Raw genomic sequence first — 17338 nt, forward strand, 5'->3', positions numbered from 1 at the left:
AACCTCCTCGAGCAACCGCTTCGCTTGAGATGATACATCTGGCCACAGATCCCCGGCGACGTCCATATGTCCGCCAGCCGCAGCCTCTTCGAGGGCGCTGGCGGCAGTCCAGAGTGCCACGGCGGACAGGTTGCCTGATGCGCCCTTGAGCTCGTGCGCGGCTGCGCGCAGGTCGCCGGCATGCTGGCGGCGCAGCGCATCCTCAATCGCTTCAAGACGCGCCGGGCAGTCCTCAACGAACACACGCAAGACCGCTGTCATCACCGCGCGATTGCCACCGACGCGGCGCAGGAGCGCGCGCTCATCGAATGCGCTTCCTGGGCCAGGGGAACTGGCGCGTGGCCCGGCGGCCTGGGGGCGAGCGCCGGCTTCGACGGCGGCAAACAACTGGTCCGGCTCGACGGGTTTGGGCAAATACCCATCCATGCCGGCGGCCAGGCAACGCTCGCGATCGCCGTCCCCGGCATGGGCGGTCATCGCGATGATCGGAATGCGCCCGCCACCGTCCCGTTCGCCCCGGCGAATGGCCTCCGCCGCTTCCACGCCGCCCATCACCGGCATCTGGACATCCATCAACACCACGTCAAACGCGCCGTGTGCGAGTTGATCGAGCGCCTCCACACCGTTTGTCGCCAGTGTCACGTGGTGGCCCCTGCGGGCCAGCAGGCCCATCGCAACCTGTTGGTTGACCACGTTGTCTTCCACGAGCAGGACGCGGGCCGGCCGTGCGGCCGCCCGAATGGTGAACGCGGCGTCTGGCGCGGGCAAGGCTGACTCGACGAAGCCAGACGCGATCTCAAGCAACGCCGTGAAATGGAAGGTGCTGCCCTCATCGAGTGCGCTCTCCACCCACAGCTGTCCGCCCATCTGCTGCGCCAGGGCGTGTGAAATGGTCAGGCCCAGCCCCGTGCCGCCGAACCTGCGCGTGGAGGATCCGTCGGCTTGATGGAACGCCTCAAAGACCGCCTGCTGCTGATCGACGGGAATGCCGATGCCGGTGTCGGCCACGGTCAGCGTCAGGCCTTCCTGCGTACGCGCCACCGACACCCGGACCTCGCCGGTCTCGGTGAACTTCAGCGCGTTGGAGACCAGGTTGTAGAGGATCTGCCGCACCCGGGTGGAGTCGCCCAGATAGACCCCGCGGGCGTCGCTCTCCACCGCCAGGTCGAAGGACAGGCCCTTCTTGTTGGCGATGGCGGTGAAGGCCGCGTGCGCCCCGCGCGCCAGGTCGCTGATGTCGAAGGCGGCCTCCTCCAGCTCCAGCTTGCCGGCCTCGATCTTGGACAGGTCCAGGACGTCGTTGAGGATGTGCAGCAGGGTTTCGCCGGACTGCCGCACCACGTCCAGACGGGTGCGTTGCAGGGGGCTCAGCTCGTCGGCGGCCATGGCCTGGGCCATGCCCAGCACCCCGTTCAGCGGCGTGCGGATCTCGTGGCTCATGGTGGCCAGGAAGGTGGACTTGGCGCGGTTGGCGGCCTCGGCCTCCTCCTTGGCCTGCAGCAGGGCCTGCTCGGCCTCCTTGCGGCCTGTGATGTTCTGCAGGGCGCCGATCAGGCGCAGGGGACGTCCGTCCTTGTCGGCGATCAGGCGGCAGGCGCCGGAGGTCCAGACCTCCCGGTCGTCGGCGCGCACGATCCGGTACTCGGGGCGGTAGGGAACGCCTTCCTCGATGTGCAGCCGCCATTGTTCCTCGATGCTGGGCCGGTCGCGAGCGTCGATGGTGCCGTAGATATCCCTGTAGAGTTCCTCGTAGGTCTTGGGTTCGCTGAAGAAGGTGTCCTCGGCCCCGGCCTTGATCAGCTCGCGGCGGACATAGTCCATCTCGTAGACATGGATGTCGGCGATCTCCATGGCCAGCGTCAGGCGCTGTTCCGAGCGCTCGGTGGCCTCCATGGCCTCGACCATGCTGGTGATGTTGTGGCTGGCGACGATGATCCCGCCGACCCCGCCATCGGCGTTGCGCCAGGGCGCCATCTCCACCGTGATCCAGCGCACCGCGCCGTCGTCGTCGCTATAGGGCACGCGGTCGGAGGTGATTGTCTCGCCGGCGAGGACGCGCTCATAGAACTCCCGCCAGCGCTCGAAGACCGCCGGGCGCAGTTCCATCATGTTGCGGCCGGTCGCCTCGCGGTCGGTGAGGCCAAGCTCTGCGGCCCAGCGGGGGCTGCAGCCCACGACATTGAGGTTCCGGTCGGTGATCACCAGCGACACCGGCATGGCCTGCACCACGCCGGCGAAGGCCGACATGATGGCCGCCCGCTCGCGGCGGCCCTGTTCGCGGGCCTTGGTGGCCTGGGCGCGGTCCCACTCGTCGGCGACGAAGGCGGCCAGGTCCGTCAGGCGACCGGCGAGGCTGGCGTCGAAGGCGCGGACCTCCAGGCCGATGACCCCCAGCAGCCCGGCGATCGTGCCGTCGGCCAGGCGGATGGGGGCGGCGGCATAGAAACGGAGATAGGGCGGTCCGGTCACCTGGGCCAGGTCGGCGAAGCGCGGATCGCGTCGGCCGTCCTCGACCCAGAGGGGCTCCCCGCTGGCCAGCACGGCCTCGACACCGGGGTCATAGCGCGTCTCCCGGCCCGGCTCGCGGCTGCGCCACAGGCGGCCGTCCTGGATCAGCACGACCTGGGCCTCGACGGGGCCGAACAGGGTCTTGGCCAGCCGGGTGGCGCGGTCGCAGACCTCCTGGCTCAGGTCCAATTCGAAGGGGCGTCCAGCCTCGAAATCGGCGCTGGAAACCGGCGAACTGATCTCTGACATGCGCCGAACCCCCCGGTCTTTGCCCGTTTGTCGGAAAAACGGTACGGGAAGTGGGTTAAGGCCGGCTTTATACAAGGCGTCAAAAACCTCGGCCCTAGGCGAGATTTCCGTGCCGACTCGATGACTTAGGCGCGCGCGGCGGCCGGCCAGGCCCAGCCGTCGAATTCCGACGGATGGATGAACTCCTTGCGGAACCAGGGCCGCTCGCGGGCGTCGAAGATCGAGACCAGCCACTCGGCGACCCGGGCCACGCGGGGCGACTTGATGGCGTCGCGATGGTGGCAAAGCCAGAGCGTGCCGCTGGCCAACGGCGGGATGTCCAGCATCACCAAATCCTGGGTCAGGCGCAGGATGGCGGTGGGGATGGGGCCGATCCCCGCGCCGCGCTGGATGGCGTAGAGCATGGCGGTCGAGGAGTTCACTACCAGGGCCGGCGCCGCCAGCTCCATGAAGGCGCTGGTCTTGGCGTGCCACTGGCCGCGCTCGCTGACCTGGGCTGAGTGGGCGATGAAACGGTGGCCCACCGCGGCCTCCAGCTTGGTGGGGGCGCCGTAGGTGTCGATATAGTCCTGCGAGGCGAACAGGGCGTAGTGCAGGGTCGCCAGCTCGGTGGCGGCCACGTCCGGGGCCCCGCCGCCGTCGGTGAACTGGATCGACAGGTCCACATGGGCGTCCACCGGGTTCTCCCGGTAGAAGCCGCAGTCCAGGGCCAGGCGGATGCCCGGGCTCTCCTTCATGAACTCGGCGATCTTGTCCCCCAGCAGGAAGCCGCCGACGCCCTCGGGGGCGGCGATGGTCACCTCGCCGGCGTCGTGGCGGTCGGCCTCCAGGGCCAGGCGCTCGATGTCCACCGAGGCGCGCTGCATGGAGAGCGCCCGGTCATAGATGCGTTCCCCGGCCCGCGTCAGACTGACCCCGCGCAGGCCCCGGTCGAACAGGCGCACCCCCAGCCGGGTCTCCAGGTCGTCGATGCGGCGGGTGATGGTGGGCTGGCTGGTGCGCAGGCGGCGCGCGGCCGCGCCGAAGCTGCCGGCCTGAGCGGCGGCCACGAAGGTCTTGATGTCGTCCCAGTCGGCGCGGCCGCCGTGGTGATTTTCCATCCAACCCAACCAGAAACGTGGCGCCCCCATACGAAGTTCTGGGCTGCACGCGCTGATCCCGAGGCTCTACCAAAAGCCGGCTTCACACAAGGCGCGTGACCCGCATGCCCGCCACCACCAACTTCGCACGAGCCACCCGCGACACCCTGGCCGGCCTTGGCCTGACCCTGGCCACCCCCGGCGAGATCGTCGAGGGCCACGCCATCGCCGCGCGCACGGTGAGCCCCGCCATCGCCAGCGTCGCCACCCTGCAGGCCGTCCAGGACCGCACGCGGGGCTCCTCCTTCGCCTATCGCGGCCCCGACGGCTGGCTGGCGGGCGTGCTCTGCATCATTCCCCTGACGCGGGCCGCCGCGCCGGAGCTGGCGGCCGGACGGTTCGACGGGATCGCCCCGCCCTTGGCCCAGGCCGCGCGTCCGGGCGAGCGGGTGATCGCCGTCTATGGCTGGGGCATGGCCGGGGTCAGCTGGCGCGGCCGGGCCGTGGTGCTGGCCGGGGCGCTCGCCATCCACCGGGAGATCTTCGACACCGTCCCCCTCTATGGCCGGGCCGCGACGCCGGGGGGCGAGCGCGCCCTGCTGGGGCGCATGGGCGCTCAGGCCGTGCCAGGCCCCGGCGGCCTGGTGGTCTGCCCCGCCTGGACCGTCCACCGGAAGGCCGCCTGATGAACGCCAATGTCCGCATGCCCCTGGAGGCGCGCGCGCCCGCGCAGGTCGACGAGGGCCAGCTGGAGGTCGCGGTCTGCCGCACCCTGGCCGACCTGATGCAGGCCATGGCCGTGCGCTCCCTGGTCTATATGGGCGAGCAGGCCTGCCCCTATGACGAGGAGTTCGACGGCAACGACTTCGCCGGCGCCACCCACCTGGTCCTGCGCCGCGACGGCGAGCCGATCGGGACCCTGCGGGTGCGCTGGTTCGCCGACTTCGCCAAGGTGGAGCGGGTGGCCGTCCGCAAGGAATTCCGTCGGGGCCGCGCCACCCTGATGCTGATCCTGGCGGCCAAGAGGCTGGCGGAGAAGAAGAACTACCGGAAGATCCTCGGCTACGGGCAGGTGCGGCTGATCCCCTTCTGGGAGCAGTACTTCAACGCCTATGTCCGTCCCGCCCGCGACGGCTTCGTGGTCTCCGACCACGACTATGTCGAGATGGTGGTGGAGGGCGTGCCCCCGCCCGACGCCCTGACCCTGGACTCCGACCCCTACGAGTTGCTGCGGCCGGAGGGCGCCTGGAACGAACCCGGCGTGCTGGACAAGTCCGCCGGCCGCACCCCCGGCAACCCGGGCGCCTTCGCGTGATCTTTGGCCCCGACTCCTCAGCCCTGGTCTGCCTGGACCTGCAGCGCGAACGGCTCGCCTGCGAGGGAGCGCCCGCGACCGTGACGGCCTGCCGCGCCGTGCTGGAGGAGGCCCGGCGCCGGCGCTGGCCGGTGCTGCACGTCCATAGCCGCAACGCCCAGCTGCCCGGCGGGCGGCCGATCCCGGGGCTGGAGCCCCTGCCGAGCGAGGCCGTGTTCGGCCGCCAGGGGCCCTCGGCCTTCACCAACAGGACCTTCAGCCAGACCGCCCAGACGCTGGGCGGACCGCTTGTGCTGATCGGCTTCTCCCTGGCCGACACGGTGATGGCCACCGCCTTCGCCGCCGCCGACCGGGACCTGGCGGTCGATGTCGTCGAGGATGCGGTCGGCGGCGATCCCACCGCCCGCCGCATCCTGCTCAAGCCCCTTGCCGCCCTGGCGTCCCGCACCCGGGTGCTGACCTTCCATGACTTGGTTTTCGAGGACGCCTCGCGGTTCGCCGCGGCGAACACGCCATGAGCGATTTCAAGATGCCGCTGAGCTTCCTGCCCGTCGGTCCGCCCCAACGGACAGCCGAGATGGAGCTCGACGACCAGACCGCCGAGTTGCTGGAGATGGCCAGCCTGCTCAGCCCACGGGACATGGCGACCCTGTCGGTGATCGTCCGGCGCGCCGCCGAAATCTCCGAATCGGAGGGCGAGGAGGTCGCCATCGCCGTCCTGGACCAGATCCACGGCATCCTCGACGGTCGGGTATCCGACGCCTGACGTGCGCCTCCGGGCGGCGCGCGTTCGCCCGTTGCGCGTCCGCCGTCATGCCAGGCGCGAAAGCACGACCCCCGGTAGGCGAGAATTAACCGTGGGGTGCGGCCCTATGTCTTACGCCAGACAATTCAGTGGCGAGGGCCTCTTCGCAGGTGCAGAAAGGCCACGCGTGTTTACGCATCCGTGACCATAAGGACATGTCTGTGAGCGAGAACCTGGACGAGGCGGGCCCTGATCCCATCGACGTCGCCGTCGGCCACCGCATCCGTGTGCGGCGAAAGTGGCTGGGAATCTCCCAGTCGAACCTGGCCGAACACCTGGGCGTCTCCTTCCAGCAGGTCCAGAAGTACGAACGCGGGGCCAACCGCACCTCGGCCTCCATGCTGGTCCGCATCGCCGAGAAGCTGGAGACCACGGTCGCCGAGCTGGTGGGCGAGAACGACCGCCCGAGCGGCGACCAGAGCCTGTTCGAGAAGCTGGCCGTGCCCGGCGCCGTCCAGCTCCTGGAGGCCTTCGCCAGCGTGCAGCAGCCTTCCCTGCGCACCGCCATCCTCAACCTGACCCGGTCCCTGATCGAAGAGACCCAGGAACCCGCCCCCAAGCGCGCACGCTGACGCCCTAGAGCGTTTCCCGCCTGACTTGGATCAAGTCAGGCGATCAGGAAGAGCGACCAAGTAAGGAATCTAGAGCCCCGTTTCGATTCATTCGAAACGGGAACAGCTCTAGAGGCGCTCGGCCGCGAAGGCCAGGTGGTGCAGCACGATCCCCGCAGTCGTCGCGACGTTCAAGGAATCAAAGCCGGTGGCCATGGGAATGGCCACCGTCGTCGTGCGCGCCAGGACGGACGCCGGCAGGCCCGGCCCCTCGGCCCCCAGCAGCACGGCGGTCCTTGACGCCCGCTTCAGGTCCGCAAGTCGCGTCGCCCCCGACGGGCTGAGCGCCACGGCCTCGAAGCCCGCCTCCTCCAGCAGGTCCAGCAGGTCCCCCTTGGCCCAGGCGAAGGGGGTGGCCAGCGCGGCCCCCACCGAGACCCGGATCGCCTTGCGGTACAGCGGGTCGCAGCAGTCGGCGTCCAGCAGCACCGCATCAGCCCCGAAGGCCGCGGCGTTGCGGAACAGGCCGCCCATGTTGTCGTGGTTGGCGATCCCCGAGAGCGCCAGGACCAGCGCCCCCTCCCCCAGGCCCGCCAGCATGTCCCGGGCGCTCGGCGGATCACGGCGACGGCCGAGCGCCAGGATGCCGCGATGGATGGGGAAGCCCACCACCGCGTCCATGGCCGCCTGGCTGGCGGCATAGACGGGCAGGTCGTCCGGGAGTTGCTCCAACAGGTGAGCCAGCCCCGCCACCCGCTTCTGCGCGATCATCAGGGAGATGGGTTCGCACAGGGTCGAGCGGGCCAGGACGTTGAGCACCACCTCGCCCTCGGCCACGAACAGCCCCTCGCGCCCCACCAGGTCGCGCTCCCGCACGTCGCGATAGGCTGCGACGCGCGGGTCGGCGGGGTCGTCGATCGGGATGATCACGAAGCCGCGTCTACCAGATCTTCACCCGGTCGGCGGGCGCCAGATAGAGCGTCTCGCCGGGCTTGGCGCCGAAGGCCCCGTACCAGGCGTCGAGGTTGCGCACCGTGTCGGCGCGGTATTCGCCGGGCGAGTGCCCGTCGGTCAGCAGGGTGCGGCGCAGGGCGGCCTCGCGGGCCTTGGACCGATAGTTCTGCGCCCAGCCCAGGAAGATCCGCTGGTCGGCGGTGACCCCGTCGATCACCGGGGCCGGAGCCCCGTTCAGCGACAGGTGATAGGCGTCATAGGCCGTCGCCAAACCCGCCAGGTCGGCGATGTTCTCGCCCAGCGTCAGGTCGCCGTTCACCGCCAGGTCCGGCAGCGGCTTGTAGGCGTCGTACTGGGCCGACAGCTGCTTGGCCGAGGCCTTGAAGTGGGCCATGTCGGCGTCGATCCACCAGTTGCGGACATTGCCCTTGGCGTCGAACAGGGCGCCTGCGTCATCGAAGCCGTGGCTGATCTCATGGCCGATCACCCCGCCGATGGCCCCATAGTTCACCGCCGGGTCGGCGGCCGGATCGAAGAAGGGCGGCGCCAGGATGGCGGCCGGGAAGCTGATGGAGTTCTGCATCGGCGCGTTCAGGGCGTTGACCGTCTGGGGCGTCATGTACCATTCGCCCCGGTCCACCGGCTGACCCAGCTTGGCGAGGTTGCGGCGGTATTCGAAGAGCTCGCCGCGCCGCCAGTTGCCGTAGGCGTCCCCGGCCACGATGTTCAGGCCCGAATAGTCACGCCACTTGTCGGGATAGCCGACGCCGACTTGGAAGTTGGCCAGCTTCTCGTGGGCCTTGGCCTTGGTGGCCGGGTCCATCCAGTCGAGCCGGTCGATGCGCTTGTCGAAGGCGGCCAGGATGTTCTTCACCATGCCCTCGACCTCCGCCTTCGATTCCGGAGGGAAGTATTTGGCGACGTAGAGTTTTCCGATCGCCTCGCCGAGCGCATTGCCGGTGAAGTCGACGCCGCGCTTCCAGCGGGCGGCCTGCTGCGGCGTGCCCGACAGCGCCGTGCCATTGAAGGCGAAGCTCTCGTCCACGAAGGCCTTGGAGAGATAGGGCGACCCGCGCTCGACGGTGTGGAAGGCCAGGTAGTCCTTCCAGGCCGCCAGCGGTTCGGACGCCACCAGCTTGGCCTCGCCGCTGATGGCGGTGGACTGCCAGGCGCCGAACATCGGCTGATCGGCGAGGCCCGCGGCGGTCAGGAAGGCGTCCCAGTCCATGCCCGGCGCCTTCTTCGCCAGGTCGGCGCGGGACCACTGGACGTTGGTCTTGGGGATGTCGAAGGTGTCAGAGGCGGTCCAGTGGGTGGCCGCGATCTTGGTCTCCAGGGCCAGGACCCGCGCCGCCCGGGCGTCCACGTCGCTGAAGCCCGCCAGCCGAAGCTGGTCGGCGACGTGGGCCTTGTACTTGGCCCGCAGGTCCACGTACTTCGCGCCGGCGTCGAGATAGTAGGTGCGGTCGGGCATGCCCAGGCCGCCTTGGATGATGTAGGGCAGGTAGCGGCTGGTGTCGTTCAGGTTCTCCACCACCCAGAGGCCGAAGATCCGCTCGGTCTTGGTGCTGGTGGCGTTCATGATGTCCACATCAGCGCGGATCGAGCCGCCCAGCTGGGCCGACAGGTCCTTGCGGCTCTTGATGGCCGCGATCTGGGCCAGTTCCGGCGCCAGCGGGGTCGCCCCCTTCGCCTCGACGGCGGCCTCGTCCATGAAGCTCGCATAGTAGTCGCCGATCATCCGGGCCTCTGACCCGGCCGGACCTTGCGTCTTGGCGGCCGTCTCGATCAGGTCGACCGTGCGCTTGGTGGCGGCCTCCCGCAGCACCGCGAAGGTGTTGTAGCTGGACCGGTCGGCGGGAATCTCGGTGGTCTTCACCCAGGTCCCGTTGGCGTAGCTGAAGAAGTCGTCGCCAGGCTTCACCGAGGCGTCCATGCCGGCGGTATCGAAGCCGAAGGTCCCGTAGGCGGGCTTGGGCCTGGGCGCCTCGACCACGGGTGTCGGCGCCGGGACGGGAGGCGCGGCCGCCGTGGTGGCGCAGGCGGCCAGGATCACCGGCGCGCAGGCGGCCAGCAACAGGGTTTTCAGACGGATCATTCAAAGACTCCCAAGGGACCGGGCGCGTCACGGCGCGCTCTCAGCGTTTGAGCCTTCATACACCGGCCCGGCGATTTGGGCGCCCGGGCCGGATTAATCTTCTGTCATGCGAGGCGGTTAGCTACCGCCGCACATCCAGCCCGTTCGCCGACAGCAGGGCCTCGACGTCGGCCAGGGTCGCCAGGTTGAAGTCTCCGGGGATGGTGTGCTTCAGGGCCGTGGCGGCCACGGCGAAGTCCAGGGTGTCGGCCTCGCTCAGCCCCGCCAGCAGGCCGTGGATCACCCCGGCGGCGAAGGCGTCCCCGCCCCCGATGCGGTCGACGATGGGGTTGAGCGGCCGGCTCTCGGTGCGCCAGGCGCCCTGGCGGGAGAATAGGAAGCCGGTCAGGTCGTGGTGGTTGACCGTGTGCTGCACCCGGTCGGTGCAGGCCAGGCGCGCGAGGTTGGGCCAGGCCTTGAAGGCCCGCTCGGCGGCCCAGCGGCGCAGGCCCTCGGCCTCCAGACCCTCCGGTGCGGCGGTTCTCAGAACCAGGGCGATGTCGCGATGGTCGCCGAACACCAGGTCGGCCTGGCTGAGCATCTGCGCCAGGATCGCCGGCGCGTCGCCGTTCCAGGCCTGCCAGAGGGTCGCGCGGTAATTGCAGTCCATGGAGACCGTCAGGCCCAGCCGGCGCGCGGCGCGGACGGCGTCGACCGCGGCCCCGGCGGTGTCGGGCCCGATGGCGGCGGTGACCCCGGAGACGTGCAGCCAATCCGCCCCCCGCAGCCCCGCCTCCCAGTCGATGGCCCCGGCCCCGCGGCAGAAGGCGGAATCGGCGCGGTCATACAGCACCTGGGCGGTCCGCTGGCCCGCGCCGGGGGTGAGGAAATAGAGCCCCATCCGGCCGGGGGTCAGGCTGATCCCGGAGGTGTCGACCCCGTGGCGCCGCAGCTCGTCGATCGCCGCCTGGCCCAGGCCGTTGTCGGGCAGCACGCTCAGCATGCGCGCGGCATGGCCGAAGCGGGCCAGCGAGACCGCCACATTGGCCTCGGCCCCGCCGAAACAGACCTTCAGGCTCGGCGACTGCAGCAGGAGCTCGTTCTCGGGCGCGGCCAGGCGCACCAGCACCTCCCCGAAACAGACCACTTGTCCCGCCACGCGTGTCTCCTGTCGGCGCGGCGCACAAGCCGCGCGCCCTACCCTAAACAAAGCGGCGCGCCGGGGAACCGGCGCGCCGAAAGTCTCTCCTCGGGGGGATGGTCTAGTAGGTGTAGCGCACGCCCAGCAGGTATTCCCGGCCGGTGTGGTGATAGAAGTTCACCAGGTCCTGGGTCCCGTTGAACTGGTCCTGGAACTCGTCGGTGAGATTCACCCCTTCCAGGGTGAACTTCAGGTGGTCGTTCCAGGTGTAGGTGAACGAGGCGTCGACGTTCATGGTCTCGTTGGTGCCGTCATAGACCATGCCGGACTCCTGGCCCGGGACGCGGGTCAGGTATTTGTCGCGGTGACTGGCCGAGACCCGGGCGCTGATCTTGTCGTCCTCATAGTAGAGGGTGACGTTGTAGGCCTTGCGCGACAGGCCGGTCAGGTCGTTGGTGGCCACCTTGGTCGTCACCCCGGCCACCGTCGCGTAGTAGTCGATGGACGACTTCACGCTGGTGTAGTTGGCGATGATCCCGGTGTTGGCCAGGGGCCCCGGCAGGAAGCTGAAGGGCTGCTGGAAGCTGACCTCGAAGCCGGTCAGGTCGCCGCCGGGGGTGTTGATCGGGGTGGCGAAGTTCCAGGTGGCCGAGGGGCTGCAGCCGACGGTGGTCCCGCAGGCGGCGGTGGCGACGCTGTCGGGGATCCCGAAGGGATTGCCGGTGAAGGTCGTCTGGGTGGAGAGCGTCTGCACGAAGCTGTCGATCTCCTTCTTGAAGAAGGCGACGCTCAGCAGGGCTTCCGGCTGATAGTACCACTCGAAGGACAGGTCATAGGCCTTGGCCCGGAACGGATCGAGGTTCGGGTTGCCGGCGGTCACGGTCCGCGAGGAGCCCGAGACGCTGACGCTGGCGCCGGGCGTCAGGCTACCCAGGTTCGGCCGCGACATGGTCTGGGCCGCGCCGAAGCGGACCAGCAAGTTCTCCACCGGCTCGATCACCATGTTCAGCGACGGCAGGGTGTCGTCGTACTCCCGGTCCACGGTGATCGGCACAGGAGCCCCGGCCAGGAAGGTGTAGCCCGAGGCCGTCTGCTCGGTCTTCACGTAACGGACGCCGATATTGCCGCGGAACGGCATGCCGGCCAGTTCGGTGTCCCAGTCGGCCTGGATGAAGCCGCCCTTGTCCTTCTCGCCCACCGAGTTGTTGTTGGACAGCGACGGCTCCTTGCCCAGCCGCCAGGCCCCGCCGAAGGCGGTGGGGTCGCTGAGCTGGAACAGGGTGAGCGCGCTGAAGTAGTTCGGCGAAATCCAGGAACTGGTGGAGCCGGCCGGAACGCCCAGCCCCTCGGTAGGCAGGGTCACGGTCTTGGCGTAGCTGGAGGTCGCGATCGCCCCCACGGCGGTGGGGATCACGGTCTCCTGGTTGGTGGAGGTGCCGTTGGAGCGGCGCAGTTCAGTGGTCTCGAACTCGTACTGCTTCCAGGACAGGCCGCCCTTGAAGGTCAGGATGTCGTTGCCCTTCCACTCGCCGTCGAAGGAGACGGTGTCGTAGGTGTTGACCGCCGTCTGCGGCCGCATCCGCACCTGGGTCAGTCGCCAGGCGCTGGGATTGGTCAGGTCGGCGTTTCCGTAGCTGAGCAGCGGGGCGCGGCCCTGGCCGTAGTCGAACCTGTAGCCGTCCACATTGAACTGATCCCAGATGATCGTCGTCTGGACCGAATTGTCATGGTCGGACTTCGAGTGGCCGGCCACGGCGTGGATCTTCAGCGCGTCGGAGAACGTGTGGCTGAAGTCCAGGGAGTACTGGTTGAAGGTGGTGGTCAGCTCGTCGTAGCGGTCCTCGACCCGCAGATCGACGTCGTCGAACGTGCCGGCCGTCATGACCCCGTTGGCGATGGTCGAGGAGACCACATTGGTGTCGGCGATGCCGCAGGAGGTGGCGACGTTGGCCGCGGTGCAGGCGCCGCCGACGCTGAAGGACGGGGCCTCCAGGAACTGCTCCTCCCGGGCGCCGTCCAGCTTGGCGTAGAGGTAGTCGAAGGTCAGCTCGGTGGCGTCCGTCGGCTTCCACTGCAGGGCGAAGGTGGCGCCCAGGCGCTCCTGCTCCTGGTCGTAGCGGTCATAACGCGGGAAGCGCGGGTGATAGGCCGCATTGTTGGCCGCCGCGGCCGGATTGACGATGGCGGGCAGGCCCGCGCCGTTCGGCAGGGCGTCGAAGCCCGGCGAGAACGAGGTCCCCGGCGCCCAGCGCACCGTGGAGGTCCCGACGTCCAGCAGTGAACGCTTGGTGTAGGCCAGGCTGAGCAGGGCCCCGAAGGTCCCGTCGGCCCAGGTGTTGGAGATCATGCCGGCGGCGCGCGGCGAGGAGTCCTCCGACAGGGAATTGTAGCTGGCCTGGGCCGAGGCCACCAACTTGAAGCCGTCATAGTCCAGCGGCCGCGCCGTGCGCAGGTCCACCGTGGCGCCCAGGGAGCCCTCCTCCGTCTCGGCCGCGGCGGTCTTCTGCACGGTGATCGAGTTGAACAGATCGGCGGCGAAGATGTTGAAGTCGAAGCTGCGCCCGCGGTTGGTGCCGCCCGAGGCGTCGGTGCCGCCGGCCGTGGTCAGGGCCTCCATGCCGTTGATGCGGACCCGGGTGAACTGGGGCCCTAGGCCCCGCACCGAGATCTGACGGCCTTCGCCGGCGTCGCGGGCGAGCGCCACGCCGGAGATTCGCTGGATGGATTCCGAAAGGTTCAGGTCGGGGAACTTGCCGATGTCCTCGGCCAGGATGGTGTCGCCCGCCGTGGCGCTGCCGCGCTTCAGTTCCAGGGCCTGTTGCAGGCTGCCCCGGAAGCCGGTGACCACGATCTCCTCGACCTCCGTCTGCTGCGCGAAGGCCGGCGCGGCGAAGGCCATGGCCAGAGCCGCCAGGGACGCGCCACCAAACAGCGCACGCGTTTTCGTCCAAGACCCAGTGCGGACCATCTGTCCCTCCCTGTGCGAAGCCGTCTGCGACGTGACGCCGTCAGACGAAGGGCGCCGATCGGCGCATCCCCGCGTTTCCCCATTTATGACACCGGTGTCATTAGCCCCCAAAAGCCTCTGACACCGGTAGCAATGAGGATAGCCATGGTTCTGTCTTATTCGCAAGACCGGTCGCTCGAAACGCGAACAGCCGGCGCCTCAAAGCTTGGCAGTGCGTCGAAAACACCACTCTGACGGTGGAAACCCTGGCGGCGCGGCGCAAGGGCGCGCCCGCCGCCCGGACCTACGGACCCAGCGGCGCCGATTGCGGGTCGGGGGCGGCTTCTTCCGGATTGAGGGTCGAGCGGGGGGCGTCGAGGCCCATGGCCTTGGCCAGCTTGACGTCCAGGCCATAGGGGTCGGAGCGGTAGACCACCGCCCCGGCCTCGCCCACGAAGGCGGTGTGGTAGAGCAGCCGCACCGGGATATCGCTCCCCAGCTGGACCACGCCGGTGTCGCCGGTGGCCAGCACCGCCTCGAAGCGGTCGGTCACGCCGTAGAGACCGGCCAGGTGGCGCGCGAAGTCCACCGCGTTCTCCACCCGCACGCAGCCGTGGCTGCGGTGGCGCGCGGCCCGGGCGAACAGGCTCTTGGAGGGCGTGTCGTGCAGATAGATGGCGTAGGGGTTCTGCATGTCGAACTTCACCAGGCCGAGCGCCGCGGTCGGCCCCGGCCGCTGCACCACCCGTCCGTTGGTGACATACATGTTCTGCCGACGCAGATAGCCCGCCCCGCGCGGGAAGATCTCGGCCCGGGCGATGCTGGCCGGCACGTTCCAGGGCGGATTGACCACCAGCTGGCTGAAGCTCGATTGCAGGCTGGGAGTCTGGCGGTTGGCGCTGCCCACCACCGTGCGGCCCGACCAGTCGGCCACGCCGTTGCGGAAGAAGGTGAAGAAGGCGCCGGCGGTGTTCACGTCGATCCGCGTCGCCGGCGCCTCGCGCCGCAGCCAGCGGCGGCGCTCAAGGTTCAGCACCAGCTGTCGGGCATGGTCGGCGGGCCCGGCGTTGAGCACGGCGATGGTGTCGTTGCCGACCTTGCCGGTGGCCTGCATGCCGTTCTCGGCCTGGATGCGCTTCAGGGCCTCCGAGATCGGCGCCGACAGGGTCTGGGAGGCCATGGGCGGGCCGGTGAGATAGCCCAGGTCGTAGAGCCGCTGGGCGATCAGCGGCGCCCGGTAGTCCGTCCCGCCCGGCAGGATGGCGGGCCCGGTCGGGATGGCCGAGGCGGTGGCCTGGCTGATCTGGGTCCGCAGGGCGACATAGGCGCTCGACAGGGCCTGGTACTCGGCGTCCCGCGGCGGCAAACGGTCGAGCCAGACGGCGAGTTCGCGCCGGTCCAGGGCCTGGGACAGGCCGGCCGTGACGTCGGTTCCCTGGCGCTCCAGGGTGAACAGGCCTTGGGACGCGGCGGCGGGGTCTGCCAGGCCGCGGGCCAGGCCGTCGGCATAGGTGAGCGCGGCGAGCGTCAGGGCGACCTCGCGGGCGGCGGGATCGCGCGTGGCGGCGGGCAGGAAGGCCGCGCCGTCCATACCGTGGCGGATGGCGCCCTCCAGGGCCGCGGAGAAGGCCTTGGCCTGATCCTCGGTCCACGCCGCGGTCCAGGCGCGCAGGGTGTAGAAGCGCTTGGCCCGCGGATCGGTGGCCAGGGCCTGCAGCACCAGGGGGTCGATGATCGGGGCCGGTGCGGGGATCGTGGGGATCGCGGGGATGGGGAACAACTGCGCCCGGGCGGCGGCCGGGCCGGCCAGCCCCAGGCCCAGGGCCCACGCGCCCAGTTGGCGGCGTGTGGCGCGCGCCGGATGATCCGCTTCATCCCCCGGACGCCCGTCTTTGGCGCCGCCGCCCCCGAACACCATCAATTCCAGCTCACACCTGTACGCCTCAGCTATGGGGCAACGCGCGAACCGCGACTAGGTCGCTCGCGCCACAGGTGATCTCGCAAAAAGGCCTCAGCGCGCCAGCCAGCCGCCGTCCACGGGCACCAGGGTCCCGTGCACATAGTCGGAGGCCGCCGACGCCAGGAACACCGCCGCCCCGCCGATATCGTCGGGCCTGCCCCAGCGGCCGGCCGGGATGCGGGCCAGGATGTCGCGCGAGCGGATCTCGTCGGACCTCAGGGCCTCGGTGTTGTTGGTGGAGAAATAGCCGGGCGCGATGGCGTTGACGTTGATCCCCTTGCCCGCCCACTCGTTGGCGAGCGCCCTGGTGACGCCGGCCAGACCGCTCTTGGAGGCCGCGTAGGAGGGCACCCGGACGCCCCCCTGGTAGGACAGCATCGAGGCGATATTGATGATCTTGCCACCCCGCCCCTGCTCCATCATCCGCCGGCCCACCGCCTGGGTGAGGAAGAAGGTGGTCTTCAGGTTGACGTCCATCACCGCGTCCCAGTCGTCCTCGGTGAAGAGGGCGGCGTCGTTGCGGCGGATGATCCCGGCGTTGTTCACCAGGATATCGATCCCGCCGAAGTGGTCGACCGTCTCGGACACGATGCGGCTGATCGGCTCCATCGTCGACAGATCGGCCGAGATGTCGTGGAAGCGGCGGCCCAGGGCCTCGACGGCGAAGCGGGTGTCCACCGGCGGGGTGCGGCCCACGGCGGCGATGTCGGCGCCCGCCGTGGCCAGGGCCGTGGCGATGGCCTGGCCCAGTCCCGTATTGGCGCCGGTGACGATGGCGGTCTTGCCGGTCAGGTCGAAGGGGGACATGGGCCCTACTTCAACTGGCAGATGTCGAGGACGTGCATGTCCGTATAGTCCAGATTCTCGCCGCCCATGGCCCAGATGAACCCGTAGTTCGAGGTGCCGGCCCCCATGTGGATCGACCAGGGCGGGCTGATCACCGCCTCATTGGCGCCCACCACGATGTGGCGCATGGCCTCCGGCTCGCCCATGAAGTGGAAGACCTTATTGTCGCCGGCCAGGTCGAAGTAGAAATAGATTTCCGAGCGGCGGTCGTGCAGGTGCGGCGGCATGGTGTTCCACACGCTGCCCGGCTTCAGGAAGGTCACCCCCAGCAGCAGTTGGGCGGACTCGCAGACGCCGGGGATGATGTACTGGTAGATGGTCCGCTCGTTGGAGGTCGCCGCCTCGCCGCGCTCCAAGGGGTTGGCCTGGCTGATGGCGATGTGCTGCAGCTTGCAGACCTTATGGGCCGGCGTGGAGGCCAGGTAGAACTTCGCGGGGCTTGCCGGATCCAGGCTCTCGAAGGTCACGTCGACCACCCCCATCGGGATGTAGAGCCCATCGCGCGGCGCCATGTCGAAGGCCTGGCCGTCGACGGTGATCCTGCCGGCCCCGCCGACATTGACCACGCCCAGCTCGCGCCGCTCCAGGAACGGATGGCCCGCCGCCGAGGCCGGCTCGCTCTGGACCGGCAGCTTCACGGCCTGGGACACCGGGGCCACCCCGCCGATCACGAAGCGTTCGTTGTGGCTGTAGTTCAGGCTGACCGTGTCGGCGGTGAAAAGCGCCTGGACCAGATAGCGGTCGCGCAGCTCGTCATTGCCGGCGCCCTTCATCATGTCCGGATGGGTGGCGTGGTAGGTTTTCTTGAACATGATCAGGTCCTTGTGGGTCTTTCCTGCTCGCTTGCGGGCGTGCGCGGCCGCGACGCAAGCGTAATGGAAGGCGCGGGTCGACCGCCCCGTCTGA

General features: G+C 69.3%; 14 protein-coding genes. 5 read left to right on the plus strand and 9 right to left on the minus strand.

Annotation, left to right across the window (positions count from 1 at the left end; all coding sequences use genetic code 11):
• Both Q7T09_RS19545 and Q7T09_RS19550 read right to left on the minus strand, forming a co-directional pair.
• Window positions 1–2757: ATP-binding protein (locus Q7T09_RS19545; protein ID WP_304701875.1), on the minus strand; the 2757-nt coding region annotated here is incomplete at its 3' end.
• 125 nt (window positions 2758–2882) lie between these two features.
• Window positions 2883–3857 (minus strand): LysR family transcriptional regulator, encoded by a 975-nt coding sequence (locus tag Q7T09_RS19550; protein WP_304701876.1) that lies wholly within the window; start codon window positions 3855–3857, stop codon window positions 2883–2885.
• A gap of 104 nt (window positions 3858–3961) precedes the next feature.
• On the opposite strand from Q7T09_RS19550, the gene Q7T09_RS19555 reads away from it, so the two are divergent.
• The 5 genes from Q7T09_RS19555 (at window position 3962) to Q7T09_RS19575 (ending at window position 6528) form a co-directional block, all read left to right on the plus strand.
• Window positions 3962–4522: a hypothetical protein gene (locus Q7T09_RS19555; RefSeq protein ID WP_304701877.1), complete on the plus strand. Its 561-nt coding sequence runs from the start codon at window positions 3962–3964 to the stop codon at window positions 4520–4522.
• Window positions 4522–5151 carry a GNAT family N-acetyltransferase gene (locus tag Q7T09_RS19560; RefSeq protein WP_304701878.1) on the plus strand — a complete coding sequence of 210 codons (630 nt, stop codon included), beginning with the start codon at window positions 4522–4524 and terminating at the stop codon, window positions 5149–5151. The genes Q7T09_RS19555 and Q7T09_RS19560 overlap by 1 nt, the downstream gene beginning before the upstream one ends.
• Window positions 5148–5669 carry a cysteine hydrolase family protein gene (locus tag Q7T09_RS19565; RefSeq protein ID WP_304701879.1) on the plus strand — a complete coding sequence of 174 codons (522 nt, stop codon included), beginning with the start codon at window positions 5148–5150 and terminating at the stop codon, window positions 5667–5669. The genes Q7T09_RS19560 and Q7T09_RS19565 overlap by 4 nt, the downstream gene beginning before the upstream one ends.
• The gene (locus tag Q7T09_RS19570; RefSeq protein WP_304701880.1) at window positions 5666–5917 is read left to right on the plus strand and encodes a hypothetical protein; all 252 of its coding nucleotides are present in this window, start codon (window positions 5666–5668) and stop codon (window positions 5915–5917) included. The genes Q7T09_RS19565 and Q7T09_RS19570 overlap by 4 nt, the downstream gene beginning before the upstream one ends.
• 200 nt (window positions 5918–6117) lie before the next feature.
• Window positions 6118–6528 carry a helix-turn-helix domain-containing protein gene (locus Q7T09_RS19575; RefSeq protein WP_304701881.1) on the plus strand — a complete coding sequence of 137 codons (411 nt, stop codon included), beginning with the start codon at window positions 6118–6120 and terminating at the stop codon, window positions 6526–6528.
• A 108-nt stretch (window positions 6529–6636) separates the two neighbouring features.
• On the opposite strand, the gene Q7T09_RS19580 is transcribed toward Q7T09_RS19575, so the two are convergent.
• The 7 genes from Q7T09_RS19580 to kduI all read right to left on the minus strand — a co-directional run bounded on the left by Q7T09_RS19580 (window position 6637) and on the right by kduI (window position 17244).
• Entirely contained in the window at window positions 6637–7437 is an 801-nt protein-coding gene (locus tag Q7T09_RS19580) for an RNA methyltransferase (RefSeq protein WP_304701882.1), read from the minus strand.
• 10 nt (window positions 7438–7447) lie between these two features.
• Window positions 7448–9559, minus strand: coding sequence for a M13 family metallopeptidase (locus Q7T09_RS19585; protein WP_304701883.1), 2112 nt, complete (start codon window positions 9557–9559; stop codon window positions 7448–7450).
• Between the two features lie 121 nt (window positions 9560–9680).
• A complete protein-coding gene (locus Q7T09_RS19590; protein WP_304701884.1) occupies window positions 9681–10697 on the minus strand; it encodes a sugar kinase in 1017 nt (338 codons plus the stop codon).
• A gap of 103 nt (window positions 10698–10800) precedes the next feature.
• A complete protein-coding gene (locus tag Q7T09_RS19595; protein ID WP_304701885.1) occupies window positions 10801–13578 on the minus strand; it encodes a TonB-dependent receptor in 2778 nt (925 codons plus the stop codon).
• Between the two features lie 352 nt (window positions 13579–13930).
• Window positions 13931–15406 carry a L,D-transpeptidase family protein gene (locus tag Q7T09_RS19600; RefSeq protein WP_304701886.1) on the minus strand — a complete coding sequence of 492 codons (1476 nt, stop codon included), beginning with the start codon at window positions 15404–15406 and terminating at the stop codon, window positions 13931–13933.
• Window positions 15407–15637: 231 nt separating this feature from the next.
• Window positions 15638–16393, minus strand: coding sequence for a 2-dehydro-3-deoxy-D-gluconate 5-dehydrogenase KduD (kduD, locus tag Q7T09_RS19605; RefSeq protein ID WP_304701887.1), 756 nt, complete (start codon window positions 16391–16393; stop codon window positions 15638–15640).
• Window positions 16394–16398: 5 nt separating this feature from the next.
• Entirely contained in the window at window positions 16399–17244 is an 846-nt protein-coding gene (gene kduI / locus Q7T09_RS19610; RefSeq protein WP_304701888.1) for a 5-dehydro-4-deoxy-D-glucuronate isomerase, read from the minus strand.
• Window positions 17245–17338: the final 94 nt, after the last annotated feature.

It is taken from the genome of Phenylobacterium sp. (genome assembly GCF_030645195.1).
Lineage (GTDB): Bacteria > Pseudomonadota > Alphaproteobacteria > Caulobacterales > Caulobacteraceae > Phenylobacterium.